The organism is Sphingomonas sp. M6A6_1c (genome assembly GCF_053345135.1).
Map to the genome: position 1 here is coordinate 199,262 of NZ_JBKEZO010000005.1, position 24,731 is coordinate 223,992.

A 24,731-nucleotide genomic window follows, 5' to 3' on the forward strand; every position below is an offset into this window, starting at 1 on the left:
CCCTGGCGGGGGAGGATTTTATAGTCCCCGAACTGATTGTCGTTCCGGCCTAACCCTTACAAATCCGGCAACACCTGGTCCGCCACGCCCCAGCCCGCCAGCGCCCGCGACGTCGCGCGCCGCATCAGCTCGTCGGCATCGCGCACGCCCCAGCGCGCCGCGGTGTCGATGTCGCGCAGCTCGGTCCACGACACCGGCGCGGCGACCGGGGCGCCGGCGCGCGCGCGCGCCGAATAGGGCATGATCGCGGTGCTGCCGCGCTGGTTGCGCAGATAATCGATGAAGATCTTCCCCTTGCGCTTCGCCTTGGTCATCACCGCGACGTAGCGGTCGGGCTCCGCCGCCGCCAACGCCCGCGCAAAGCGATCCGCAAAGTCCTTCACCGCGGGCCATTCCGCCTGCGGCGTCAGCGGCACGACGACGTGCACGCCCTTGCCGCCCGACAATAACGGAAAGCTGACCAGCCCCAGTTCGGCAAGCTGCGCGCTGACATGTTCCGCCGCGCGCTTGGTGTCGGCGAAATCGAGCCCCTCATCGGGATCGAGGTCGATCACCAGCCGGTCGGGCTTCTCCAGCGCGTCGATTCGCGAGCCCCAGCCGTGGAATTCGATCGTCCCCATCTGCACGCAGGCGACCAGCCCGTCGGCATCGTCGACATAGAGATAGGGCTGTACCGAGCCGTCCTTCTCCGTGACGTCGACATGATGCACCGTGTCGCCGAAGCTGCCCGCGTCGTGCTTCTGGAAGAAGCATTGCTTGGCGCGTCCCTGCGGACAGCGCACCAGGCTGACCGGCCGCCGCCCCGCCCAGGGCAGCATGATTGGCGAGAGTTGCGCATAATAATCGGCGAGCTCGCCCTTGGTGACGTCGCTCTCCGGGAAGATCACGCGATCGCGGCTGCTGACCTTGATATGCACCTCGGGCGCGGTCGGCGCGGGTTCGGGCACTTCCGCGACCACGTCCGCCGCCGCCTTGTCGCCGCGCAGGCCGAGGAAGCTCGAATGGCGCAGCACCTTGTCGGGTGTCACTTCGGCAAAGGCGATCTCGGCGACGAGTTCGGGCTTGACCCATTTCGCACCGCGGAGCGCCGCCTTGAACGGCTTGAGGCTCTCCGCATCGACCGGCGGCGTCTTGACCGCGAGCCCCGCCAGCCGCTCGGCGAGATCGTCCATCATCGCCTGATCGAAGCCGGTGCCGACCTTGCCCGCATAACGGAAGCCGCCATCCTCGTGCAGCCCGAGCAACAGCGACTTGAAGCCGCGCTTCTTGTCGGACGGCGTCCAGCCGATGATGACGAACTCCTGCCGCCGCGTGCATTTCGCCTTGAGCCACGTCCGGTTGCGCTTGCCGGCATAGGGCGCGTCGGCGCGTTTCGAGACGACGCCCTCCAGCCCCTCCTTGCACATCGCCTCGAACAGCGCCTCGCCCGATCCCAGCACGTGCTCGGCGAACTGCAGGCGCGGCCCGTCGGTCAGGATCGCGCGCAGCCGGTCCTTGCGCTCGACGGTGGTCAGCGCGGTCAGGTCCTCGCCGTTCAGTTCGAGAAGGTCGAAGGCGAACAAGGTCATGTCGCCGCCGGCCGAAATGGCATCCTTGAGCGTCGAGAAATCGGGCCGCCCGTCCTTGAACGCGACGATCTCGCCGTCGATCAGCGCGCTGTCGACGGGCAGGTCGGCGGCGGCCTCGGCGATCGCGGCGAATTTGTCGGTCCAGTCGAGCCCGCTGCGGGTGTGGACCTTCGCCTCGCCCCCGGCGACCGCGACCAGCGCGCGATAGCCGTCGTATTTCACCTCGTGCAGCCAGCCGGTGCCGGCGGGCACGCCATCGACCAAGGTGCAGAGCTGCGGCTCGCGGAACGCGGGCAAATCCTCCCCGGCACGCGGAGGGGGACCGCGGCGCTTTCGCGCCGTGGTGGAGGGGGGGCTGCCGCGGGCAGCGCGCTTGCGGCCACCCCCCTCCACCAGCTTCGCTGGTCCCCCCCCCCGTGCCGGGGAGGATTTGGGTGGCTTGCCCTCGGCGATCTCCGCCATCGTCCGGCCCGTCTCGACGCTGGTCAGCGCCTCCTCCACCAGTGTATCGGTGCCGCCGGCATAAGCGTCGTCGAGCTTGCGCAGCAGCCAGTTCTCGCGCTTCTCCTTGGCGCGCGGCTTCAGCCGGATCAGCAGCCACTCGCCCTTCATCCGCTCGCCGTCGAGCGTGAAGTGGAGATGGCCCTTGTCGATGTCCTTGGCGGATTTCCCCGCCACCGGCGCCCAGGTGCCGCGATCCCACAGCATCACCGTACCGCCGCCATATTCGCCCTTGGGAATCGTCCCCTCGAACGTCGCATAGGACAAGGGATGGTCCTCGGTGCGCACCGCCAGCCGTTTCTCGTCGGGATCGAGGCTCGGCCCGCGCGTCACCGCCCAGCTCTTGAGCACCCCGTCGACCTCCAGCCGGAAGTCCCAGTGCAGCCGCGTCGCGTCATGCTTCTGCACCATGAAGCTGTTGCCATGGCCGGGCGCGAGCGTCCCCGCCGGCTCGGCGGTCTTCGCGAAGTCGCGCTTGGCGTTATAGCGTTCGAGCGGATCAGGCACGTTTCTTCGCCGGCGCCTTCTTGGCCGGTGCCTTCTTCGCGGGCGCCCCCGTCTCCGCCTTGGCCCCTGCCTTGGCCGCGCCCGATTTCTCCATCGACTTCTTGAGCGCCGCCATCAGGTCGACGACGTTGCTCGACGTCTTGCCGCCGTCGTCCTTCTCCTCGATCACCTTGGCGCCCTTCGCCTTGCGCTTGCGCTCGACGAGGTCCTTCAGCGCATCGACATAGCGGTCGTGGAATTCCTGCGGATCGAACGCCGAGGTCTTCTTGTCGATCAGCGCCTCGGCGAGATCGAGCAATTCGGCATCGGGCTTGCCTTCCGGGATCTCGCGGAAATAGCTCTGCGCCTTGTTGACCTCGTCGGCGTAGCGCAGCGTTTCCAGCACCAGCCCGCGTCCGCACGGTTTCAGGCTGACGACATATTCGCGCCCGCGCATCGCCAGCTGCCCCAGCCCGACCTTCTTGGTCCGCCGCAGCGCCTCGCGCAGCACGATGAACGCTTCCTCGGCGAGATCGTCCGCGGGCACGACGAAATACGGCTTCTCGTAATAGAGCACGTCGATCTCGCTCGCATCGACGAACTGGGTCAGCTCCAGCGTCTTCTTCGATTCGAGCTTCACCGCGTCGATCTCGTCCTGCTCGAGCAGCACGAACTCGCCCTTCGACACCTCATAGCCCTTCATGATCTCGTCGGTATCGACCGGGCCGACGCCGGTGACGATCTTCTCGTAATGGATCGGCTGGCCGGTCGGCTCGTGGATCTGCTTGAACGCGACCGACGCGCCGCTCTTGGTGGCGGCATAGATCTCGACCGGGATCGACACCAAGGCGAGCCGGATCTGTCCTTGCCAATAGGCGCGTGCGGGCATGTGTGGGTCTTTCCGTTGCGGAAGCGATTCAATCCCCGGGCGCGGGAGTCGTTCCGCTCCGTTCAATTCCTCCCCCGCCAGGGGGAGGGGGACCGCTCGGCGCTAGCCGAGTGGTGGAGGGGGAGGATAGGTCGGGAGCGTCGTAACAAGGCTTCCACCCTATCCTCCCCCTCCGTCACCGCTCCGTCACCGCTACGCGGTGCCACCTCCCCCTGGCGGGGGAGGAATTGATGGCTGCATTTCCCGCCGCGCCAACATGCGCTAAGGGCCGCGCATGGCTGACGACCCCTTTGCGCTGTTCGAGTCCTGGTATGCCGAGGCACGCGAGAGCGAGATCAACGATTCCAATGCGATGGCGCTGGCCACCGTCGATGCGGCGGGGCAGCCGTCGGTGCGCATGGTGCTGCTCAAGGGGCACGGCCCCGACGGATTCGTCTTCTACACCAACCGCGAAGGGCGAAAGGCCGCCGATCTCGCCGCGGTCCCCAAGGCGGCATTGCTGTTCCACTGGAAGTCGCTGCGCCGCCAGATCCGCATCGAGGGGCCGGTGAGCCTCGCCAGCGACGCCGAATCCGACGCCTATTTCGCCAGCCGCGGCCGCGATTCGCAGCTCGGCGCCTGGGCCTCCGACCAATCGCGCCCGCTCGACTCGCGCGAGACGTTCGAGGCGCGGGTCGACGCCGCCAAGGCGCAATTCGAAGGCCGCGACGTGCCGCGCCCGCCGCATTGGGGCGGCTATCGCGTCACGCCGCAGGCGATCGAATTCTGGCAGGATCGCGCCCACCGCCTGCACGAACGCCGGTTGTTCACCCGCGCCGGCGATGGCTGGAACGAAGGATTGCTGTTCCCATGACCCGTGACGAACAGCGCCGGCTCCTGCCGCTGGCGACGCGCGCTGCGCTCGCCAGCGTGGCGATGGCGTGCTTCCTGCTCGCGCTCAAGGGCTTCGCCGCCTGGCATACCGGCTCGGTGGCGATGCTCGGCAGCCTTGCCGACACCGCGCTCGACCTGCTCGCCAGCCTCGTCACTTTGTATGGCGTCCGCCTCGCCGCGACGCCGGCGGATCACGACCATCGCTTCGGCCACGGCAAGGCGGAAGCGCTCGCCGCGCTGTTCCAGGTCGCGCTGATCACCGCCTCGGCGGCGGGCATCGCCTGGCGCGCGATCGCCGCTTTGTCGGAGAATGGCCCGACCGCGGATGCGGAGTTCGGCATCGGCGTGTCGATCGTCGCGATCGGCGCGACGATCGTCCTGCTCTGGTACCAGCGTCAGATCATCCGCCAGACCGGCTCGGTCGCGATCATGGCGGACAACGTCCATTATCAGTCCGACGTGCTGCTCAACGGCTCGGTGATCATCGCGTTGGTGCTCGATCAATATTTCGGCTGGCACAAGGCCGATCCGATCCTCGGCATCGTCATCGCTTTGTGGCTGGCGTGGGGCGCGTTCCAGGCGTCGTCGAACGCGATCGACCAGTTGATGGACAAGGAATGGCCCGACGACGAGCGCGCCGCCTTCCTCGACGTCGCCGCGCGCCAGCCCGGCCTCAAGGGCATCCACGACTTCCGTACCCGCCGCTCGGGCAGCCACGATTTCGCGCAATTCCACATGGAGGTCGACCGCGACCTCACCGTCGGTGCGGCGCACGACATCGTCGAATCGGTCGAGCGCAATCTGCGCCGCACCTTCCCCAAGGTCGAGGTGCTGATCCACCTCGATCCCGAGGGCCATGTCGACACCGACAATCCGCTGGTCGAGGCCGACGTCACGCCGCATTGGTTCGGCAAACGCCTGTGAGGATCCCCTTCGCGCAGATCGACGCCTTCGCCGACGCGCCGTTCGGCGGCAATCCGGCGGCGGTGATGCCGCTGTCCGCCTGGCTTGCCGACGACGTGCTGCAGGCGATCGCGGCGGAGAACAACCTGTCGGAAACCGCCTTCCTCATCCCCGACGCGAGCGGCGAGGCCGATTTCGAGCTGCGCTGGTTCACCCCCGATCACGAGGTGCGACTGTGCGGCCACGGCACGCTGGCGAGCGGCCATTTCGTGCTGTCGTCGGACGGCGACGCGATGCAGGTCCGCTTCCGCACGCGCTGGGCGGGGGTGCTGACCGTCATGCGGGAAGGCACGGGATATGCGCTGGCGCTGCCGGCGTGGAAGCCCGAAGCCAAGCCGCTCCCCGAGATCGTTGCGGCCCTGGGCGTCACCGATGTCGTCGAGACGCTGTGGCGCGAGGGTGGTTACGGCGTGATCGTGCTCGGGTCGGAAGCCGCGGTCCGTGCCGTCCGCCCCGACCTGCGCGCGCTCGCCGCGATCGGCAACAATCAGGCGATCGTCACCGCACGCGGCGATACCGCGGCGATCGTCACGCGGATGTTCGCCCCCGGCGGCGGGGTGAACGAGGACCCGGTGACCGGCTCGGCGCATGCGGTGATCGTGCCCTATTGGGCGGAGAAGCTCGGTACCGACCGGTTCAGTGCGTATCAGGCCAGCGCGCGCGGCGGGTTCTTGTCCTGCCGGCTGGAGGGCGACCGCGTCGTGCTCGGCGGCGCCTGCGTCACGGTGATCGAGGGCACGTTCCTGCTGCCGTAAGTCCCCCCGAAGTGTCATCCCCGCGAAGGCGGGGATCCAGACGCGCGGCTCTTCGATCGAGCCGCGACGTCAGCGTTTATGGATCCCCACCTGCGCGGGGATGACGGAAATGGGGGTGCCGCTGGTGCCCGCTGCCACCCCTCCGGCCGCTACCCCCAGTCGTCATCCCGGCGAACGCCGGGACCCATGGACACGATGTCGCGGATGGTGGTGTCCCTCGCCGGCCGCCCGCAACCATGGGTCCCGGCGTCCGCCGGGATGACGATCGGGGAGGGCGCGCGCGCATGAGGCGAGGGATCGCTGCCTCAACGCCTCCTCCGCGCTACCGCCCCCGCCGCTTGGTCATCGGATCGGGCTTCACCGGCTTCACCCAGCCCTCGGGCGGGATGACGCGCGACTGGCTCGTTCCGAGCCCCATCGCACCCGGCCGCTGCCGCTCCAGCCCGGCCGGATCGACATCCTCGCCGCCGCTGCGGAGCAGGCTGATCCGGTCGCGCAGCCGCCCCGCCGTCTCGAAATCGAGCGCCGCCGCGGCCGCTTCCATCTCCAGCCGCAGCGCCTCGATCGAGACGGTCACGCCGCGACCGCCTCGGTCGCCAGCGCGGCTTCGGTCGCCGCGATCCAGCCGCCGCCGAGCACCCGCTCGCCCGCGTAGAGAACGGCCGCCTGACCCGGCGCGACGCCATATTCGGGCGCGGCGAAGCGCAGCCGGTCGCCGTCGAGCCGCGCCGGCACCGGCTTGGCCATCGAGCGGACCTTGGCGGTGATCGGACCGGCATGATCGCCGCCGATCCAGTTGAGGCCGGTCACCTGCGCCGCCGCCACCGCAAGCGCCGCGCGCGGCCCCACCACGACCTGCCGCGTCGCGGCATCGACGCGCACCACGTACAGCGGCTCGGGCGTGCCGCCGATCTCCAGCCCGCGGCGCTGGCCGACGGTGAAGTGGATGATGCCGCGATGGCTGCCCAGCCGCCGCCCGGCGAGATCGACGATATCGCCCGCGGTATCCGCCTCGGGGCGCAGCTTGCGCACCAGCCCGGCATAATCGCCGTCGGGGACGAAGCAGATGTCCTGGCTGTCGGGCTTGGCGGCGACGCCGAGGCCGAGTTCGGCGGCGATCTCGCGCACCCGCGCCTTGGGCAGCGCACCGAGCGGAAAGCGCAGATAGTCGAGCTGCGCCTGCGTCGTCGCGAACAGGAAATAGCTCTGGTCGCGCGCCGGATCGGCGCCGCGATGCAATTCCGCCCCCGCCGGCCCGAGCACGCGGCGGACGTAATGGCCGGTCGCCAGACAATCCGCGCCGAGGTCGCGCGACAGGCTCAGCAGGTCGGTGAACTTCGGCCCGGTGTTGCACTGGACGCAGGGGATCGGCGTCTGCCCGGCGAGATAGGCGTCGGCGAAGGTGTCGACCACCGTCTCGCGGAACCGCGTCTCGTGATCGAACACGTAATGCGCGATGCCGAGCCGGTCGCACACCGCCCGCGCATCGCGGATGTCGCGCCCGGCGCAGCAGCTGCCCGCGCGTCCGGTCGCCTCGCCATGGTCGTACAATTGCAGCGTCACGCCGATCGTTTCGGCGCCGGTCTGCGCCGCCAGCGCCGCGACCACCGAACTGTCGACCCCGCCGGACATCGCCACGACGATTCTTTTGCCGGTAAGCGCTTCGCCGAGCTGGAAATCCACATCGTCCATGCCGGCATCATACCCGTTCCCGCGGCGAACCGCAAAACCAGCTACGGTTAACATGGGTTCACATAGGTTCACACGAAAGTGACGGCGGCTTTACCCCGCCTTCATTGCTCGCCGCTACAAGGGAGGTTCGAACAGGCAATACGAGTGGATCAGCGTTGGACCTCAGCTTTCCAGGCTTCGACAGAAATACGGAAGTCACCAAGCTTCCCGGCGATCTGGCGGTGCTCATGGTCGGGATCGCCGCACGGCAGACGGCATCGCCGACCGCCGTCGCACAGGCGCGGTTCGGCCGGATCGGTCATCCCTCGCGCCTGCTGCAGCCGCTCGACGGCGCCTTCAACGGTCCGACCGCGGCGCTGCTCGCCCAATGGAGGGACGGAATTCCGCGTCCAGAAGAATGAATCCGCCGTTAACCTTGGCGTGCAAGGCGATCTTCAAGACCGTTCGCTAGGGTTCAGTATCGCGTTTGAGAGGGGGCCCCCAGCCCCGATCGAGGTTGAGTGATGATCGAGAACCAGAAAATCCGTCCTGCCAAAGTGATAGGCCCGCTCGGCGAGTCGCTCACGCTGGATTCGCTGCCGCCGCCGTCGACGACGCGCTGGGTGGTGCGACGCAAGGCGGAAGTGGTCGCGGCGGTCAACGGCGGTCTGCTGACCGTCGACGAAGTCTGCGCGCGCTACGGTCTGACGGTCGAGGAATTCGCCAGCTGGCAGCGCGCGATTGACCGCTCCGGCATGCCCGGACTGCGCGTCACCCGCATCCAGCACTATAAATCGCTGTACGAACGCCAGCAGAAATATTGAGCGATCCGGCACCCCTGGCACCCGAAAAACGAAACGCGTGCGGAACATTATTACGGGGTTGAGAGTCTTTCCGAGCGGAGCCCACGGCGGGCACAACGGAGGGACCTATGGGTATCATTCTTTGGCTTATCATCGGCGGTGTCATCGGCTGGCTCGCCAGCATCATCATGCGCACTGACGCGCAGCAGGGCATCTTTTTGAACATCGTCGTCGGCATCGTCGGCGCGTTCATCGGTGGCCTGATCCTGTCGGGTGGTTCGATCAACAACCAGCCGCTCAACATCACCTCGTTCCTGGTGTCGCTGCTCGGTGCGGTGATCCTGCTTGCGATCGTGAACCTCGTGCGTCGCGGTAGCGTCCGCTAAGACGTTCGCTTCGTCACGCGAAACGAAAGGGCCGTCCGGGCGACCGGGCGGTCCTTTTCGCGTCATTGCAGCAGGAAGCGCACCGACAGGGTGACGGTGACGTCCTTCTCGCCCGGCGCAATCTCGGTCGATGCGGCATCCGCCTTCATCGCGCGCGCCATGAACATCGGCTGCGGCCCCGGCCCGCCGGCATCCTGCCCCGCCTCGGCGATCGAGATCACCCGCGCCACCTTCATCCCCGCCGCCGCCGCATACAGATCGGCGCGCGCCCGCGCCCGCTTCACCGCATCGGTCCGCGCCTCGTCCAGCGCCGCCTCGGGCTTGTCGATCGACAGATTGGGGCCGTCGATCTGGTTCGCCCCCTGCGCCACCAGGGCATCGAGCACGCTGCCCGCCTTGGTCACGTCGCGGAAGCGGACGCTGACCGTGTTGGTCGCCTGATAGCCGGTGATCGCCGGCGGCTGGCCGTCGGTATAGCGATATTGCGGGCTCAGCCCGACGTTCGACGTGGCGAGGTCGCGCGGCGCGATGCCGGCGCGCTTCAGCGCCGCGAGCACGCGCTGCATCCGCTGCGCATTGTCGGCGAGCGCGGCGGCAGCGGTCGGCGCCTGCGACACCACGCCGGCGCGGATCGTCGCCAGATCGGGCACCCGCGTCGTGCGACCCTCCGCGCTGACGTCCAGGATCGTCCCCTGCGCCGGCACCAACGGCTCGACGCTGGTCGCGGCGCTCTGCGCCAAGGCGGCCGTCGGGATCATCATTAGCGCCATTGCTGACAGATATTTCACTTAGTCTCTCCCGTGCTGGTGATGGCCAGGCCGAGCATTTGCCCTGATCGAGGTCAACCCTAGCTGAACGGGCGATCTTGTTGCGGACACTGTGCATTTCGGGCATGGCAGCGCCATCGCGTCGGCGGGGGTTGAGCGCGGTGCTATATTCAGATAACACAGTCGCGACGGACGATGGCCAAGCAGTGGCCGGCACGGGGATGGGACAGGCATGAACGACTATCAGGGTTCGATCGGTCACGAGGAGCGGCTGGCTCTGCCGGGTGAGCCCGCACCGTCGGGCCGCGGCCGCAAGATCGTCGTCGTCGCCGTCATCGTGCTGCTGCTCGCGATCGTCACCTGGGCGATGTTCGGCCGCAAGAAGGCCGACCCCGCCGCCGGCCAGAAGACCGAACAGATGCCGACGGTCACCGTCGTTGTCCCCGGCCGCAAGACGGTCGACCGCACGCTCACCGCCACCGGCACGCTGGCGGCGCGGCGCGAGATGCCGGTCGGCGTCGCCGGCGAGGGCGGGATGATCAACCGCGTCCTCGTCGAGCCCGGCCAGTGGGTCAACGCCGGACAGGTGCTCGCCACGGTCGATCGCTCGGTGCAGACGCAGACCGCCGCGTCGCTCGCCGCGCAGGTCGCGGTCGCGCGCTCCGACCAGACGATCGCACAGGCCGAGCTGGACCGTGCGCAGCAGCTCGTCGACCGCGGCTTCATCTCCAAGGCCGATCTGCAGCGCAAGGCCGCCACCCGCGACGCCGCCGCCGCGCGCGTCCAGGTCGCCGCCGCCAGCCTGCGCGAGGCCAACGCCCGCAACGGCCGGCTCGACATCCGCGCGCCCGAAGCTGGCCTCGTCCTCACCCGCGGCGTCGAGCCCGGCCAGATCGTCAGCTCGGGCAGCGGCGTGCTGTTCCGCATGGCGCAGGGCGGCCAGATCGAGATGCGCGCGCAGCTCGCCGAGGCCGATCTCGCCAGCCTGCGCCCCGGCGCGCGCGCGCAGGTGACGCCGGTCGGCAGCGACCGGACCTTCGCCGGCGAAGTGTGGCAGGTCTCGCCGATCATCGATTCGACCACGCGCCAGGGCATCGCCCGCATCGCATTGCGCTACGATCCCGCGCTGCGCCCGGGCGGCTTCGCCTCGACGACGATCGTCGGCGGCGCCGCGGTCGCGCCCTTGCTTCCCGATGCCGCCTTGCAGAGCGACGACAAGGGCAGCTTCGTCTATATCGTCGGCAAGGACGACAAGGTCGAACGTCGCAACATCAAGATCGGCCAGGTCTCCGATGCCGGCGTGACGGTGGTCTCGGGCCTCGACGGCACCGAACGCGTCGTCCGCTCGGCGGGCGGGTTCCTGGCACCCGGCCAGAAGGTCAAACCGGTGATCGCCAAGTCGCAGTCAGGGGCAAGCTAAGATGAGCTTCCGCAACATCTCCGCCTGGGCGATCCGTAACCCGGTTCCGCCGATCGTGCTGTTCATCGCATTGACGCTGGCGGGGATCGTCAGCTTCATGCGGATGGACGTCAACAACGATCCCGACATCGACTTCCCGGTCGTCATCGTCGTGATCAGCCAGCCCGGCGCCGCGCCGACCGAGCTGGAGAATCAGGTCACCAACCGCGTCGAATCCGCGGTCCGCTCGCTCCAGGGTATCGACGAGATCACCTCGACCGTCACCGAGGGCCAGTCGACCACCGTCGTCCAGCTCGCGATCGGCACGCCGATCGACCGCGCGGTCAACGACACCCGCGACAAGATCGCGCAGATCCGCAGCAACCTGCCCGAGGGCATCCTCGAACCGCAGATATTCCGCGCCGACACCACCGACAACGACCTCGCCAGTTATTCGGCGATCGCCAGCGACATGACCGTCGAGCAATTGAGCTGGTACATCGACAATACGGTGACCAAGGAATTGCTGTCGGTGCCCGGCATGGCCGCGGTCAACCGCAACGGCGGCGTCAGCCGCGAGATCCGCGTCATCCTCGATCCGCTGCGCCTGCAAAGCCAGGGCCTCACCGCCAGCCAGGTCAACGCGCAGCTGCGCCAGATCAACCTAAACGCCGCCGGCGGCCGCGCCGAGATCGCCGGGTCGGAGCAATCGGTCCGTGTGCTCGGCAACGCCCGCAACGCAAACGACCTCGCGCAGACGCAGATCAACGTCGGCAACGGCCGCACCATCCGCCTGGGCGACATCGCCACCGTCCGCGATCTCTACGCCGAACAGCGCAGCCGCGCCGCGGTCGACGGCCGCCAGGCGATCAGCTTCGACTTCCAGCGCGCCAAGGGCGCCTCCGACGTCACCGTCTTCAACGAAGCGGTCAAGAAGCTCGCCGACCTCGAGAAGCGCAACCCCAACGTCCATTTCATCCTGCGGTCGAACAGCGTCAAATATACCGAGGCGCAGTATGAATCCGCGATCCACGCGATGATCGAGGGCGCGGTGCTCGCGGTGCTCGTCGTGCTGCTGTTCCTGCGCGACTGGCGCGCGACGATGATCTCGGCGCTGGCGATCCCGCTGTCGGCGATCCCGACCTTCTGGTTCATGGAGCTGCTCGGCTTCAACCTCAACCAGATGACGTTGCTTGGCCTCAGCCTCGTCGCCGGCGTGCTCGTCGACGATGCGATCGTCGAGATCGAGAACATCGTCCGACACATGCGGATGGGCAAATCCGCCTATCAGGCATCGATCGACGCCGCCGACGAGATCGGCCTCGCGGTGCTCGCCACCACCATGTCGATCGTCGCGGTGTTCATGCCGGTCAGCCTGATGCCCGGCATCTCGGGCCAGTATTTCCAGAATTTCGGCCTCACCGTCGTCGTCTCGGTGCTGATGAGCCTCGCCGTCGCGCGCCTCATCACGCCGATGATCGCCGCGTATTTCCTCAAGAGCTTCGGTCACGCCAGCCATGGCGAGGGCAGGCTGATGGACGTCTATATGGCGGTGCTGCGCTGGACGCTCGACAGCAGCCGGCAAAAGGCGAGCGCGGCGCGCGGCGGAGTCCACCGCTTCACCAGCCGCTGGCGTGATCATCGCATGTGGGTGATGGGCTTCGGTTTCCTCACCTTCGTCGCGACGATCCTGATGTTCGGCGCGGTCCCGATGCAATTCTCGCCCGCCGAGAATAGCGACAATTCGACCGCGACGATCGAGATGGTGCCGGGCGCGACGCTCGCCCAGACCGACGAGGTCGTCACCCGCGTCGGCGAGCTGCTGCGGCGCCAGCCCGAGGTCGCCTCGGTCTATACCCGCACCGGCTCGAACGGCGCGGTCAACACCGGCCGCGTCACCGCGACGCTCAAGGAAGACCGCACCGTCACCAGCACCGAATTCGAGCGCAACCTCGCGCCCGAACTCGCCAAGATCGCCGATGCCCGCGTCGGCTTCCGCTCGCAATTCGGCTGGGGCTCGTCGGGTCGCGACATGACCGTCGTGCTCGGCGGCGACGACCCCGTCCTGCTCCAGAAGACCGCGAACACGCTGGTCGACCAGATGGCGACGCTGCCGACGCTCACCCAGCCGCGCATCTCGGGCAATCTCCAGCGGCCCGAGATCGTCATCAAGCCGCGCTTCGACCTCGCCGCCAATCTCGGCGTGACGACGCAGGCGCTGTCCAGCGCGATCCGCATCGCGACGCTCGGCGACATCGACCAGAATTCGGCGCGCTTCTCGCTGTCGGACCGGCAGGTGCCGATCCGCGTCGCGCTCGATCAGGGCGCGCGTACCGAATTGTCGACGATCCAGAATCTGCCCGTCTCCACCGCGACCGGCGGCTCGGTGCCGCTGTCGCTGATCGCCGACATCAGCCTGGGCTCGGGGCCGACGCAGATCGATCGCGTCAACCAGCAGCGCCGCATCGCCGTCGGCGCCGATCTTGCCCCCAACATCGTCTCGGGCGTCGCGCAGAAGCAGATCGACAATCTGCCGATCATGAAGAACCTGCCGCTGGGCGTGAACAAGCTGACGCTCGGCCAGGCCAAATGGCAGGCGGAGATGCTCAACAACTTCGTCGTCGCGGTGATCGCCGGCACCTTCCTCGTCTTCGCGGTGCTGGTGCTGCTCTACCGCCGCGCGCTGCCGCCGTTCGTCAACATGGCCTCGCTGCTGCTCGCGCCCTTGGGCGGGCTGATCGCGCTGTGGGCGACGGGCAATCCGCTGTCGCTGCCGGTGTTCATCGGCCTGCTGATGCTGCTCGGCATCGTCGCCAAGAATTCGATCCTGCTGATCGACTTCGCGCTGGAGGAGATCAACAAGGGCGTCGACACGCTCACCGCGATCATCGACGCCGGGCACAAGCGCGCGCAGCCGATCGTGATGACGACGGTGGCGATGGTCGCGGGCATGGTGCCGACCGCCGCCTCGATCGGCAGCGACGGGTCGTGGCGGGCGCCGATGGGCATCGTCGTGATCGGCGGCCTGCTCCTCTCGACGCTGCTGACGCTGGTGATCGTGCCGGCGGCCTTCAGCCTCGCGGTCGGCATCGAACGCTACATCGGCCCCCGCCTCGGCAGCCGCCTGCTCACCTACCGCCCCGGCGACGACGGCAGCACGGTCGTCGGCATCGCCGGCCCCGACCAGCCGAGCATCGCCCCCGTCCCCGGCCGCATCGGCCGCGACGACCCGGGCGCCCAGCCGGCGGAGTGATGGGGCGGCGGCGCGCACGCGCCATCTGATCGTCATCCCGGGTGTTCGCCGGGATGACGATCGGCGCAAGCCGCGCACCGCCCGCACCCCATCGCCCAGCCCAATCAGCCAATCCACTTGAACTTCCCCCGCGCTCGGGGATTGTTTCGCGCATGACATCCTTCCCCCGCGCCAGCACCACCGAGGCGGCACCGCCCGCGCTGGTCCGGATGCGGCGTATCGCCGTCGGGCTGCTCGTCGCGATGGCGGCGCTGTTCCTCGTCAGCCGCCAGCTCGCCGCGACGCACCCCGGCTGGGGCTTCGTGCAGGCGTTCGGCGAGGCGGCGATGGTCGGCGGGCTTGCCGACTGGTTCGCGGTCACCGCCCTGTTCCGCCACCCGCTCGGCCTGCCGATCCCGCACACCGCGATCATCCCGCGCAACAAGGATCGCATCGGCGACACGCTCGCCGCGTTCCTGCGCACCAATTTCCTCCAGCCCGCGGTGATCGGCCGGCGCATGCGCCGCGTCGACGTCGCCACCGCGATCGCGCGCTGGCTCACCGATCCGCCCGAGGGGGCAGGCGGCCGCTTCCGCCAGGGCGCGTCGAAACTCGTCGCGCAGGTGCTCGACGGGCTCGATCCGCAGCGGCTCGGCGGCATGGTCAAGGCCGGCATCGCCGCCCGCCTCCGCGAGACCGAGGTCGCGCCGATCCTCGGCCGGGTGATGCACGCCGCGCTCGCCGAACAGCGCCATGCGCCGCTGCTCGACGGCGCGATCCGCTGGGGGGCGAAGGCGCTCGCCGCTAACGAGCATCTCGTTCGCCAGATGGTCCACGACCGCGCCGGCTCGATCCTGCGCTGGACCGGGCTCGACGAGACGGTGGCGGACAAGCTCATCGCCGGGCTCGACAAACTGGTCGCCGACATGGCCGACGATCCGCAGCATCCGTTGCGCCTCAAGGCGGAGGAAGGGCTCGACCGGCTCGCCTGGGACCTGCAATTCGACCCCGCCACCCGCGCGCGGGTCGAGGCGATGAAGGTCGAGCTGATCGCCAATCCGGCGATGCAGCGCTGGCTCGACGGCCTGTGGGAATCCGCACGCGCCGGGCTGTTGCGGGTCGCGCGCGACCCCGAAGGCGCGATGCAGGGGCAATTGGGCGACATGCTGCGCCAGCTCGGCCAGACGCTGACGCAGGACCCGCGACTGTCGCATACGATCAACCGCTTCGTCCGCCGCGCGGTGGTCGGCATCGCCGCGGATTACGGCGACGGCATCGTCCGTTTGGTGTCGGAGACGGTGCGCGGCTGGGATGCCGATACGATCACCAGCCGGCTGGAGAATGCGGTCGGCCGCGACCTGCAATATATCCGCATCAATGGCACGCTGGTCGGCGGGCTGGTCGGCCTCGCCATCCACGCCGTCGACGTGCTGTTGTGAACCCGCGCTGTCCGGCCAACCCAACCGTCTCGTATGATAAACGCCTTGCCGTGGATCGGAACTTGCCGCACAAGCACAGGCGATGAGCGCCACAGCCGAATTCGAGCAGGACAGCGGCGGAACCCTTCGCTTTTCCGGTGATCTGCTGTTGCGGACGCTCGGCACGCTGCCCGACCGGCTTGACGCGATCAGCGGCCCGGTCGAGCGGATCGACCTCAGCGGCATCGGCCGGATCGACACCGTCGGCGCCTGGGTCGTCCATCGCCTCGCGACCCGCCACGAGGCGGCGATCGAGGGGCTCGACGAGGACGGCCGCTATCTGCTCGATTCGGTGGTCGCCGCCGACCGGCCGGTCGCGCTGCCGCCACATGCGCGCAACGCGTTCAGCAAGATGCTCGGCGAGATCGGCGATGCGGTCATCATCACGCTGCGCACGCTGTACGGGCTGCTCGGCTTCATGGGCGCGACGACGATCGCCTTCGTCAACGTCGTGCGCCACCCCAGCCGCTTCCGCTTCAACGCGACGGTGCACCGGTTCGAGGTGGTCGGCGTTCAGGCGCTCGCCATCGTCGGGCTGATGAGCTTCCTGATCGGCATCGTCATCGCCCAGCAGGGCGCGGTCCAGCTCCGCCAATTCGGGGCAGAAGTATTCACCATCAATCTGGTCGGCCGGCTCACGTTGCGTGAACTCGGTGTGCTCATGACCGCGATCATGGTCGCCGGCCGCTCCGGCTCGGCCTTCGCCGCGCAGCTCGGCACGATGAAGCTGACCGAGGAGATCGACGCGATGCGCACGATCGGCGTCTCGCCGATGGAGGCGCTGGTGCTGCCGCGGACGATCGCGGCGGTGCTGCTGATGCCGCTGCTCGGCTTCTATTCGTCGCTGATCGCGATCATCGGCGGCGGCCTGCTCGCCTGGGTGTCGCTCGACATCCCGCCGGTCACCTTCATCCAGCGCATCCGCGAGGTCGTGCCGATCACCGACCTCTATATCGGCCTGATCAAGGCGCCGGTATTCGGTGCGATCATCGCCATCGCCGGCTGCTTCCAGGGCATGCTGGTCGAATCGGACGCCGAACAGGTCGGCCTGCGCACCACGTCGGCGGTGGTGCAGGCGATCTTCCTCGTCATCGTGCTCGACGCCTTCTTCGCGGTGTTCTTCACCTGGGTGGGGTGGAATTGATGGCGCAGCGCGAGCCGCAGGACGACGCACCGATCATCCAGGTGCGCGGCCTCAAGAATGCGTTCGGCGATTCGGTCGTCCACGACGATCTCGATCTCGACGTACGCCGCGGCGAGATCCTCGGCGTCGTCGGCGGCTCGGGTACCGGCAAGTCGGTGCTGATGCGCTCGATTATCGGCCTGCAGACCCCCGTCGAAGGCGACATCACCGTCTTCGGCGAACCGACGATCGGCCGCGAAGAGACCGAGGCGACCGACATCCGCAAGCGCTGGGGCGTGCTGTTCCAAGGCGGCGCCCTGTTCTCGACGCTAACCGTCGCCGAGAACGTGCAGGTGCCGCTGCGCGAGTTCTACAATGACCTCAACCCGGCGCTGATGGCGGAGATCGCCGCCTATAAGGTGGTGATGACCGGCCTGTCGCCCGACGCCGGCCCCAAATATCCCGCCGAACTGTCGGGCGGCATGAAGAAGCGCGCCGGCCTCGCCCGCGCGCTCGCGCTCGACCCCGAATTGCTGTTCCTCGACGAGCCCACTGCGGGGCTCGACCCGATCGGCGCGGCGGCGTTCGACGGCCTGACTAAATCGTTGCAGAAGACGCTGGGGCTCACCGTCTTCCTGATCACCCACGATCTCGACACGCTGTATGCGATCTGCGACCGCGTCGCGGTGCTTGCCGACAAGAAGGTGATCGCGGTCGGCACGATCGACGAATTGCTCGCGCTCGATCACCCGTGGATCGAGGAATATTTCAAGGGTCCGCGCGGCCGCGCCGCGATCGCGACGCAGGAAGCGCAGGCGGAGGCGTCGCAGCATCCGACCGAAGTGAAGACGCAGCAGATCGCGGCAAGTCCGGCCGCCGCCACCGAACCGGCCGAACCGGCCCGACCCCCTGTAGGGACCGACTGATGGAAACCCGTTCCAACCATGTGATCGTCGGCGCGGTGGTGCTGATCTTGCTCGCCGCGCTCGCGATCTTCACGATCTGGATCGCCCGGCTCGGCGGTGCCACCGAACGCGAATACGACATCTTCTTCAAACAGTCGGTCGACGGTCTGGCGAAGGGGTCGACGGTGACCTATTCCGGCGTTCCCACCGGTCAGGTCAAGACGATCGCGCTGTGGAAGCCCGATCCGCAGTTCGTCCGCGTCCGCGTTACCGTCAACGAGGAAACGCCGATCCTGCTCGGCACCACCGCGACGATCCAGGGCAGCTTCACCGGCACCAGCACGGTCGCGCTCGACGGCGCGCGCAAGGGTGCGCCGCCGATCGTCTGCCCCGACCATCCCGATGCGACGCAATGCCCCTATGGCGTGCCGGTCATCCCGACCAAGCAGGGCGGCATCGGCGCGATCCTCAATTCGGCACCGCAGCTGCTCGAGCGTTTGTCGACGCTGACCGAGCGGCTGACCGGGCTGCTCACCGATCGTAACCAGGCGTCGATCGCCGGCATCCTCGACAACACCAATCGCCTGTCGGGCGCGCTCGCCGATCGCGGGCCGGAGATCGCCGCGACGCTGGCGCAGACGCGCATCGCGATCCAGCAGGCGGGCGATGCCTCGCAGCAGATCGGCAAGCTCGCCGAAACGACCAACGGCCTGATCGCCCAGGACGTCAAGCCGACGATGCAGAACCTCAACAAGGCGATCGCATCGGCGCAGCAGAGCGCCGAAACGCTCAACTCGGCGATCCAGGACGCGCGCCCCGGCCTCCAGACCTTCTCGAAACAGACGATACCGGAGGCGAACCGGCTGGTCCGCGACCTGCGCGTCACCGCGACGGCGCTGTCGTCGATCGCCGACAAGGTCGATCAGGGCGGCGCCAGCTCGCTGATCGGCCAGCAGAAGCTCCCCGATTACAAGGGCAAGTGAGATCATGAAGACCAAGCTTCTCCTCCTCGCCGCGGCGCTGCCGCTCGCCGGTTGCATCAGCTTCGGCGCCAAGCCGCCGCCCTCGCTGCTGACCCTCGACGCAACCTCCGCGCCCGCGGTCGGTGCCGATCAGAATTCGGCGAAGACGCGCTCGATTACCATCCAGGTGCCCGCGACGCCGACCGCGATCGCCGGCGGCCGCGTGCCGGTGCAGGCGACGCCGACGACGATCGCCTACGTCAAGGACGCGCTCTGGGCCGAGCCGCCCGCCCGATTGTTCGCGCGGCTGTTGTCCGACACGGTGTCGGCGCGCAGCAACATGGTGGTGCTCTCGACTGTCCAGTCGATCGGCGACCCAAGCGCGACGCTCGCCGGCGAATTGCGCCGCTTCGGCCTCGACGCGACGACGCGCGAGGCGGTGGTGACCTATGACGCCTCGCTGGTCCGCGCCGGCAAGGAGACGGTCGAGAAGCGCCGCTTCGAGGCGCGTGTGCCGGTGACCGCGATCGATGCGGCGACCGCCGGCCCGGCGATCAGCCAGGCGGCCAACCAGGTCGCGGTCGAGGTCGCCACCTGGGTCGCGGCGAGCTGATCGGCTAGCGCGGCGTGCGCCGGACCGCCGGCAGCACGTCGCACACCGCCGCGCCGCCCAGGCCCACCGTGGGCGCGTCGGGGGTCTCGCGCTTGGCCACCGCCGCGGCGAACCGCGGATTGTCGGCGCTGCGATATTGGAAGTGCGGCCGGTCGCCCGCGGCCATGTCGCTCGCCAGCCGTACCGAGACGATCGGCAGCCGCTCCGCCGCGGTCGCATAGACGCCCATCGCCGCCTCGCTGCGCGGCAGGCCCGATAGATAGCCCATCCCCTCGACGATCCGCCCGACGACGGTGTAATTGCGATCGAGCCGCCGCGCCGACTGGCCGATCGGCGTGAACAATTCCGCTCCCGATCCGGTGCTCGGGAGCGCGTCGCGCGCGACGCCGACCATGCCGTAGCAATGCGTCAGCCACGCCTGCCGCCCGTTGGTGGCGACCGGCCAGCCCTCGGCGGTGATGCCGCTCGCGGTGGAATAGCTGTCCGCCTTGGTCATCCGCACCGCGGGCTGGAAGGCGGCGACCTCGAATTCTGCGGCGGGATGATCGGTGATGCCCGCGGGCAGCGGCTTCTTCTCGGTGGCGTCGCCCCATTGCGCCACCCAATTCTCCTGCACGCGGTAGACGCTGGCATCGTCCCACCAGCGCGCCCGGGCGAGCGCGCGGATGTTGGCGACGTGCGCCGGGGCGAAGGCCGGCGCGAGGCGGATGACGACCTGCTTGCCCGTGGCGAGCGTCATCACCAGCAGTTCGTCGTCGGGCACCGCCCGCCAATCGGCCTCGACCGGGTCGGCGGGGGTGGCGGCGGGCGCGGCCTGGAGCGGTGGCGCGGCGGCGAGAAGGAGCAGGCTGAGCATGCCGCGAGACTGGCCCAGGCCCGCCGATCACGCAATCACTTGCAGCCCGGATGCGGACCGGCTACGCGCGCCTTTCCAGGACATGCGGAGCGGTGGCCGAGTGGTCGAAGGCGCTCGCCTGGAAAGTGAGTATACGTCAAAAGCGTATCGAGGGTTCGAATCCCTCCCGCTCCGCCAACATACCATATTTTACCGTTCTTTCCCGTTCACTCGGGACTTGTAACCCGCAGAAAACCGCGCATTTTGATGCTGCGGTTGTGCGCTGCTGTTCGGTCGCGTTCGGCACCCGGCATGGCATACCGCATGGTACGGACCTCGAAAGTCCATGGTATGGAGGCTGCGCGTGCTGACTGACGCGAAGATCAAGGCCGCGAAGCCCAAGGCGGCGGCGTACAAGCTTGGCGATTCTGGCCAGCTCTATCTCTACGTCACGACGGCCGGCGGCCGTCATTGGCGCATGAATTATTCTTACGGGACCAACGCCAACGGCAAGCCGGCTCAGAAGACGCTTACCCTCGGCGCCTATCCAAGCACGTCGCTGGTCGAGGCGCGCGCCAAGCGCGACGAGGCCAAGAAGCTCCTGTCCGCCGGCCGTGATCCCGCCGTCGAGAAGAAGGTCGCCGCAAAGGCGCGCGCGCAGACCGACGCCAACACTTTCGAGATCGTCGGCCGTCGCTGGTACGATCTGCGGAAAGGCGGCTGGTCGCCGGTGCACGCCAAGGACGTGATCGACAGCCTGACGAACGACCTGTTTCCGGCGATCGGCGACCTGCCGATCACCGCGATCGGTGCGCCCAAGCTGCTTGAGGTGTTGCAGGCCGTCGAGCGCCGCGGCGCGATCGAGACGGCGCACCGGCTGCGCCAGCGTGCCAGTGCCATCTTCGTCTATGGTATCGCGTCTGGTATCTGCGACGCGGACCCGGCGGCGAGCCTCGGCAAGGCGCTGAAGGACAAGCCGCGGTCGAAGAAACAACCGTCCATCGTCGACGGCATCCGCGATCAAGCCGAACGGATGAAGATCATCCGCAAGATGCTGGCCGACTGCGACGCGCAGCGCTGCCGGGCGGGGACGAAGTTCGGCCTGCGCTTCCTCGCGCTGACCGCCGTCCGACCGGGTGAACTGCGGTTCGCCAGTTGGCCCGAGTTCGAGGGGATCGATTGGACGAAGCCCGACGAGCCGGCGCCGGCGGCGGTGTGGCGCATCCCTGCCGAGCGCATGAAGGGCGACGAGGATCGCAAGGCGGAGGAATATGGCGAGCACGTCGTGCCGCTGTCGCCGCAAGCGGTCGAGGTGCTTCACGCAACCTACCGGCTGTCCGGCGGCCTACCGTACCTCTTCCCGAGCGAGCGGCACGTCCACAAGCCGATCAGCGAGAACACGCTGCGCGCGCTGCTGATCCGCGCCGGCTATTACCAGCGCCACGTGCCGCACGGCTTCCGCGCCGCCTTCTCGACCTACATGAACGACCGCCCGGCCGAAGAGCGGCGGGACGGTGATAGGGCGGTGATCGACCTGATGCTGGCGCACGTGCCGGGCAACAAGGTCGAGGGCGCTTACAACCGCGCCGCCTACATGGGGCGGCGGCGCGAGCTGGCTTGCGAATGGGCGGATCTGATCGCTGAGGGTCTTGCATCCCCTATCGATCATCTCGGAAAGCCTATAAGGTTTGCTGCCACCGGCCCCGGCCCCGTCCGGAAATGATAGGAGGCAATCGCGTGGATAAACGAGTGCAGATCTTACTCGATGTTACGCAGGAAGAGGCGTTGGCAATAGCCGATCGTTTATTGGATCTTCCCTACAAAACGGCGAACGGCGCGCTTATCGGACCTGGCATTAAGTCGGGGATCGAAATGAACTCTGGCGCAGCCCATTTTGGGATGGGCTATCGCTCGGAGGGCAGTGATGCGTTGGGCGGCCCGGATATGCCCACCGGGATCGCTATGCACCGTCGCTGAACCTTACGTCTCCCGCCGCGTGTCGAGGCCTATCGGCTAGACGACATTAACAGGCACTACCTAGAGGAATTACGTATGACCCGTCGTGTAATTACCACACTGGACCTGACCGAGGACGAGGCCCGCGCCGTCGCTAAGCGCATCGACGATCTGGGGATAGAGGTCGAGGGTTTCAGCATGCTCGTCGGCCTTGAAGCGACGGTTGAACGGTTTCCAGATCAGCCCCGCATTCAAATCATGATTCGATCCGAAGGCAGCAATGCGCTCGGCGGTGACAGCGTCGAGCTAAAAGACGCCAAGAAATTTGGCGAGGGATAACGTTGCGCTGACGGCGCCTTCGAATGACGAATCGCGTTTGAAGGCCGCCTGACGCCAACAGCGGGTTGGCCCCGAATGCGACGGATAGGAAATCATTTCCCACAAAGCGGGGAACGAAGCGAAAAAATTTTGCGCTCAACGCATTGTGGGTTCGGGCATCAACCACCCACTAACCTGCGGAAAATGCGAACGGTACCGAACAACCACGCACGCGAACGCACAAGCCGTATGCGACGAACGATGGAGCAACCCGTTGCAACTTTCGTTTACCTGGAACATGTACAGCCTCTGATACGGACCAGCGACGAAGCAGGAACGGATCAGACACCCCGCCACGGAGACCACCATGCCACACGAAATTAGGACCGACGCGGCTTTGCTCGCTCGCCTTCGTAAAGCGGCGACCACGGTGATGACGGGTGACCAGCTGCGCAAGCAGCGCGTTTCTTTTATCCACGGCAACATGCCTCACGAGAGCACGATGAGCCGTGATGAGATCGAAAAAGCGTTGGAGCAGCACGAAGGCACCCGCCAGTACGCCTGAGTGTACGTTTTCGAACTAGTCGGCGAGCGCGAGGATCATCCCGTCTACGAGGAATTGGCTGTTGCCAACCTCGCTAGGCAGTACGACTTCCTCCGCTCGCTGGTACAGGCATCGCTCCAGCTTGACAGGCCGATGATTGGCCTCGAGGTTGTGAAAGCGCTAAATTATCACGCCATCTCCTGTCTCCATGCGCATGCGGGTGAAATAAGGCCCTGTCAGGTTTACGTCGGAGATTACACTCCGCCAGCGCACCACAGGGTGCCGGCGCTAATGTCGATCGTGATCGATGATCTGAACCGGTGGTGGGACAAGCACGATCCGGTGTTTTTGGCCGCGTATGTTCTCTGGCGGCTGAACTGGATCCATCCATTTATAAACGGCAATGGGCGCACGGCTAGGGTCGCGGCCTATTATGTGATCTGCCTTAGCATGGGCGGATGGTTGCCCGGGGAGACGTTACTACCCGACTTATTGCGGCGCGAGCGCAGGGCCTACGTTGCTGCGCTTCAGGCGGCCGATGCGAGCCTTGCCGTGGGGCCGGTCGATTTGACGGCATTGCATGCACTTCTGCAGCAGCTGCTCAATGAGCAGCTTGAGCCGTTTGTCGGGGCGGAAGAGCCAGGCGAGCCCGCCGTTTAGGCGCCCTGCGCCGATGGTCACGCTATTGGCGCGACTAGGTCATTGACTATCACTCCCCAATCGCGGGCGGCTTCCTCAGCCTCGACGATCGCCACCTCATAGCTGGGATCATGATAGAGCGTGAGCCTTCCGCCTTCGACATCGACCACGTCGACGCAGAACAGCATGCGGCCTGCGTTCGTGTAATCTAGCGTCGTGCCGAACTGGCCGGTCAGCTTGGCTGGGCCGATTTGCGGCCCGTTGGTGATTTCGACGCGATCGGCGGCGGGGCCATCAGGATGGAAAACTGCCTCAGTCATGCTGCTCGGGCCTCCTTCACCTTTTCGAGCCAAGCTCGCACCTCAGCTTCACTCCACCGTGAACCGGCGCCGCCGGGCTTATATGGGGCGGGGAAGGAGCCCGCGCGGATCATGGCGTAGATGCGTGTCCGCTTCAGCCCAGCAATTTCTTCGACGCGCGCGAAGGGAATGAGCCGGTCATTTTCGGCGGTGGCAGCAGGCAAGGCTGCCAAGGCGGCGAAGTTCTCGCGGCGATCTGTCATCGCATCCTCCGTTTTGGAAGGGTCCGGACCCATCGGATCGCGTAATAGATCAGGCTGGGTCGGCGAGACCGGTGACGCTGCTGTATTCCAAGCCTCTCTGCGGCGCGTTTCCACTTTCCGCTAAAGTCAGCCCGGCGATCTTCCTCAGCGACTTGCGTGACCTGAAACAGCTGCTCGACAGCGTAGCCCAGGTGAAGTGCCATGGCACTTGGCGTCTGGCCGTGGTTCTTCATTGAGCATCTCCCGCAACTAAGGTACGAAATTTGGCGAAGGCAGCCAGGGCGATGCGAACCTTCTGGCCGCGGTCCCATTCGCCGGCGGCAATCTTATCCCGGCAGTCGCAGCGCCGGTGGCTCTCGGGATCGAGCGTATCGATCACGATCTGCCGAGCGAGCGGCAAATCTGGATCAGGCGGCTCAGGCAGCATAGCGAGAAGCGCTGCAGCCTCATCACTTTGGCGCGCGGCGATTGTCAGCACCTTACGCAGCCTCGAAACCTGAGCA

At 67.3% G+C, this 24,731-nt stretch carries 28 protein-coding genes and 1 tRNA gene; 20 read left to right on the forward strand and 9 right to left on the reverse strand.

The window, feature by feature from the left end; translation table 11 throughout:
- Positions 1 to 56 precede the first annotated feature (56 nt).
- Both ligD and ku read right to left on the reverse strand, forming a co-directional pair.
- Positions 57 to 2,576 (reverse strand): DNA ligase D, encoded by a 2,520-nt coding sequence (ligD, locus tag ACLBWH_RS12070; protein WP_447799092.1) that lies wholly within the window; start codon positions 2,574 to 2,576, stop codon positions 57 to 59.
- Positions 2,569 to 3,444, reverse strand: coding sequence for a non-homologous end joining protein Ku (ku, locus tag ACLBWH_RS12075; RefSeq protein ID WP_322849907.1), 876 nt, complete (start codon positions 3,442 to 3,444; stop codon positions 2,569 to 2,571). The genes ligD and ku overlap by 8 nt, the downstream gene beginning before the upstream one ends.
- Before the next feature lie 274 nt (positions 3,445 to 3,718).
- On the opposite strand from ku, the gene pdxH reads away from it, so the two are divergent.
- From pdxH to ACLBWH_RS12090, 3 genes are read left to right on the forward strand one after another with little or no spacing between them, the layout of a single operon-like run.
- Positions 3,719 to 4,297 (forward strand): pyridoxamine 5'-phosphate oxidase, encoded by a 579-nt coding sequence (gene pdxH / locus ACLBWH_RS12080; RefSeq protein WP_447799094.1) that lies wholly within the window; start codon positions 3,719 to 3,721, stop codon positions 4,295 to 4,297.
- A complete protein-coding gene (locus ACLBWH_RS12085) occupies positions 4,294 to 5,241 on the forward strand; it encodes a cation diffusion facilitator family transporter (protein ID WP_447799096.1) in 948 nt (315 codons plus the stop codon). Before pdxH ends, ACLBWH_RS12085 begins: the two co-directional genes overlap by 4 nt.
- Positions 5,238 to 6,035, forward strand: a complete 798-nt coding sequence (locus ACLBWH_RS12090) for a PhzF family phenazine biosynthesis protein (RefSeq protein WP_447799098.1) — start codon at positions 5,238 to 5,240, stop codon at positions 6,033 to 6,035. The genes ACLBWH_RS12085 and ACLBWH_RS12090 overlap by 4 nt, the downstream gene beginning before the upstream one ends.
- 322 nt (positions 6,036 to 6,357) lie before the next feature.
- On the opposite strand, the gene ACLBWH_RS12095 is transcribed toward ACLBWH_RS12090, so the two are convergent.
- Together ACLBWH_RS12095 and mnmA are read right to left on the reverse strand one after the other, a co-directional pair.
- A complete protein-coding gene (locus ACLBWH_RS12095) occupies positions 6,358 to 6,612 on the reverse strand; it encodes a UvrB/UvrC motif-containing protein (protein WP_447799100.1) in 255 nt (84 codons plus the stop codon).
- Positions 6,609 to 7,727 (reverse strand): tRNA 2-thiouridine(34) synthase MnmA, encoded by a 1,119-nt coding sequence (gene mnmA / locus ACLBWH_RS12100; RefSeq protein ID WP_447799102.1) that lies wholly within the window; start codon positions 7,725 to 7,727, stop codon positions 6,609 to 6,611. Before mnmA ends, ACLBWH_RS12095 begins: the two co-directional genes overlap by 4 nt.
- A 155-nt stretch (positions 7,728 to 7,882) precedes the next feature.
- Here mnmA and ACLBWH_RS12105 point away from each other — a divergent pair, with 155 nt between their 5' ends.
- The 3 genes from ACLBWH_RS12105 to ACLBWH_RS12115 all read left to right on the forward strand — a co-directional run bounded on the left by ACLBWH_RS12105 (position 7,883) and on the right by ACLBWH_RS12115 (position 8,895).
- Positions 7,883 to 8,128: a hypothetical protein gene (locus ACLBWH_RS12105; protein WP_038665457.1), complete on the forward strand. Its 246-nt coding sequence runs from the start codon at positions 7,883 to 7,885 to the stop codon at positions 8,126 to 8,128.
- Positions 8,129 to 8,230: 102 nt separating this feature from the next.
- The gene (gene sciP, locus ACLBWH_RS12110; RefSeq protein ID WP_037531838.1) at positions 8,231 to 8,530 is read left to right on the forward strand and encodes a CtrA inhibitor SciP; all 300 of its coding nucleotides are present in this window, start codon (positions 8,231 to 8,233) and stop codon (positions 8,528 to 8,530) included.
- A 107-nt stretch (positions 8,531 to 8,637) separates the two neighbouring features.
- Positions 8,638 to 8,895 (forward strand): GlsB/YeaQ/YmgE family stress response membrane protein, encoded by a 258-nt coding sequence (locus tag ACLBWH_RS12115; protein ID WP_038665458.1) that lies wholly within the window; start codon positions 8,638 to 8,640, stop codon positions 8,893 to 8,895.
- A 62-nt stretch (positions 8,896 to 8,957) separates the two neighbouring features.
- Here ACLBWH_RS12115 and ACLBWH_RS12120 read toward each other — a convergent pair whose 3' ends face one another.
- On the reverse strand, positions 8,958 to 9,653 hold the full coding sequence (locus ACLBWH_RS12120; protein ID WP_447799105.1) for an SIMPL domain-containing protein: 696 nt from the start codon (positions 9,651 to 9,653) through the stop codon (positions 8,958 to 8,960).
- 241 nt (positions 9,654 to 9,894) lie between these two features.
- Between ACLBWH_RS12120 and ACLBWH_RS12125 the strand changes: the two genes are divergently transcribed.
- The 7 genes from ACLBWH_RS12125 to ACLBWH_RS12155 all read left to right on the forward strand — a co-directional run bounded on the left by ACLBWH_RS12125 (position 9,895) and on the right by ACLBWH_RS12155 (position 19,374).
- Positions 9,895 to 11,082, forward strand: a complete 1,188-nt coding sequence (locus ACLBWH_RS12125; protein WP_322849900.1) for an efflux RND transporter periplasmic adaptor subunit — start codon at positions 9,895 to 9,897, stop codon at positions 11,080 to 11,082.
- A gap of 1 nt (position 11,083) precedes the next feature.
- A complete protein-coding gene (locus ACLBWH_RS12130; protein ID WP_447799107.1) occupies positions 11,084 to 14,314 on the forward strand; it encodes an efflux RND transporter permease subunit in 3,231 nt (1,076 codons plus the stop codon).
- Between the two features lie 152 nt (positions 14,315 to 14,466).
- The gene (locus tag ACLBWH_RS12135) at positions 14,467 to 15,732 is read left to right on the forward strand and encodes a DUF445 domain-containing protein (protein WP_447799109.1); all 1,266 of its coding nucleotides are present in this window, start codon (positions 14,467 to 14,469) and stop codon (positions 15,730 to 15,732) included.
- 82 nt (positions 15,733 to 15,814) lie between these two features.
- Entirely contained in the window at positions 15,815 to 16,915 is a 1,101-nt protein-coding gene (locus ACLBWH_RS12140) for an ABC transporter permease (RefSeq protein ID WP_322849897.1), read from the forward strand.
- A complete protein-coding gene (locus tag ACLBWH_RS12145; RefSeq protein WP_322849896.1) occupies positions 16,915 to 17,820 on the forward strand; it encodes an ABC transporter ATP-binding protein in 906 nt (301 codons plus the stop codon). Before ACLBWH_RS12140 ends, ACLBWH_RS12145 begins: the two co-directional genes overlap by 1 nt.
- Positions 17,820 to 18,782 carry an MlaD family protein gene (locus tag ACLBWH_RS12150; RefSeq protein ID WP_447799111.1) on the forward strand — a complete coding sequence of 321 codons (963 nt, stop codon included), beginning with the start codon at positions 17,820 to 17,822 and terminating at the stop codon, positions 18,780 to 18,782. The genes ACLBWH_RS12145 and ACLBWH_RS12150 overlap by 1 nt, the downstream gene beginning before the upstream one ends.
- A gap of 4 nt (positions 18,783 to 18,786) precedes the next feature.
- Entirely contained in the window at positions 18,787 to 19,374 is a 588-nt protein-coding gene (locus ACLBWH_RS12155) for an ABC-type transport auxiliary lipoprotein family protein (protein WP_447799113.1), read from the forward strand.
- A 4-nt stretch (positions 19,375 to 19,378) separates the two neighbouring features.
- On the opposite strand, the gene ACLBWH_RS12160 is transcribed toward ACLBWH_RS12155, so the two are convergent.
- Positions 19,379 to 20,230, reverse strand: coding sequence for a peptidylprolyl isomerase (locus tag ACLBWH_RS12160; protein ID WP_447799115.1), 852 nt, complete (start codon positions 20,228 to 20,230; stop codon positions 19,379 to 19,381).
- Between the two features lie 86 nt (positions 20,231 to 20,316).
- Between ACLBWH_RS12160 and ACLBWH_RS12165 the strand changes: the two genes are divergently transcribed.
- From ACLBWH_RS12165 to ACLBWH_RS12190, 6 genes are all read left to right on the forward strand, one after another.
- Positions 20,317 to 20,407, forward strand: a tRNA-Ser gene (locus ACLBWH_RS12165).
- Positions 20,408 to 20,573: 166 nt separating this feature from the next.
- Positions 20,574 to 21,932, forward strand: coding sequence for a tyrosine-type recombinase/integrase (locus ACLBWH_RS12170; RefSeq protein WP_447799116.1), 1,359 nt, complete (start codon positions 20,574 to 20,576; stop codon positions 21,930 to 21,932).
- Between the two features lie 14 nt (positions 21,933 to 21,946).
- A complete protein-coding gene (locus ACLBWH_RS12175) occupies positions 21,947 to 22,186 on the forward strand; it encodes a hypothetical protein (RefSeq protein WP_447799118.1) in 240 nt (79 codons plus the stop codon).
- Between the two features lie 75 nt (positions 22,187 to 22,261).
- Positions 22,262 to 22,504 (forward strand): hypothetical protein, encoded by a 243-nt coding sequence (locus ACLBWH_RS12180; RefSeq protein WP_447799120.1) that lies wholly within the window; start codon positions 22,262 to 22,264, stop codon positions 22,502 to 22,504.
- Positions 22,505 to 22,850: 346 nt separating this feature from the next.
- Positions 22,851 to 23,048 (forward strand): hypothetical protein, encoded by a 198-nt coding sequence (locus ACLBWH_RS12185; RefSeq protein ID WP_447799121.1) that lies wholly within the window; start codon positions 22,851 to 22,853, stop codon positions 23,046 to 23,048.
- Positions 23,049 to 23,180: 132 nt separating this feature from the next.
- On the forward strand, positions 23,181 to 23,687 hold the full coding sequence (locus ACLBWH_RS12190) for a Fic family protein (protein ID WP_447799439.1): 507 nt from the start codon (positions 23,181 to 23,183) through the stop codon (positions 23,685 to 23,687).
- 17 nt (positions 23,688 to 23,704) lie between these two features.
- Here ACLBWH_RS12190 and ACLBWH_RS12195 read toward each other — a convergent pair whose 3' ends face one another.
- On the reverse strand, positions 23,705 to 23,986 hold the full coding sequence (locus ACLBWH_RS12195; RefSeq protein ID WP_447799123.1) for a hypothetical protein: 282 nt from the start codon (positions 23,984 to 23,986) through the stop codon (positions 23,705 to 23,707).
- Positions 23,983 to 24,228, reverse strand: a complete 246-nt coding sequence (locus tag ACLBWH_RS12200; protein ID WP_447799125.1) for a helix-turn-helix transcriptional regulator — start codon at positions 24,226 to 24,228, stop codon at positions 23,983 to 23,985. Before ACLBWH_RS12200 ends, ACLBWH_RS12195 begins: the two co-directional genes overlap by 4 nt.
- A 71-nt stretch (positions 24,229 to 24,299) precedes the next feature.
- On the opposite strand from ACLBWH_RS12200, the gene ACLBWH_RS12205 reads away from it, so the two are divergent.
- The gene (locus ACLBWH_RS12205) at positions 24,300 to 24,464 is read left to right on the forward strand and encodes a hypothetical protein (protein ID WP_447799126.1); all 165 of its coding nucleotides are present in this window, start codon (positions 24,300 to 24,302) and stop codon (positions 24,462 to 24,464) included.
- Here the strand turns inward: ACLBWH_RS12205 and ACLBWH_RS12210 are convergent.
- Positions 24,458 to 24,706, reverse strand: coding sequence for a hypothetical protein (locus ACLBWH_RS12210; protein ID WP_447799128.1), 249 nt, complete (start codon positions 24,704 to 24,706; stop codon positions 24,458 to 24,460). The genes ACLBWH_RS12205 and ACLBWH_RS12210 overlap by 7 nt on opposite strands.
- Positions 24,707 to 24,731: the final 25 nt, after the last annotated feature.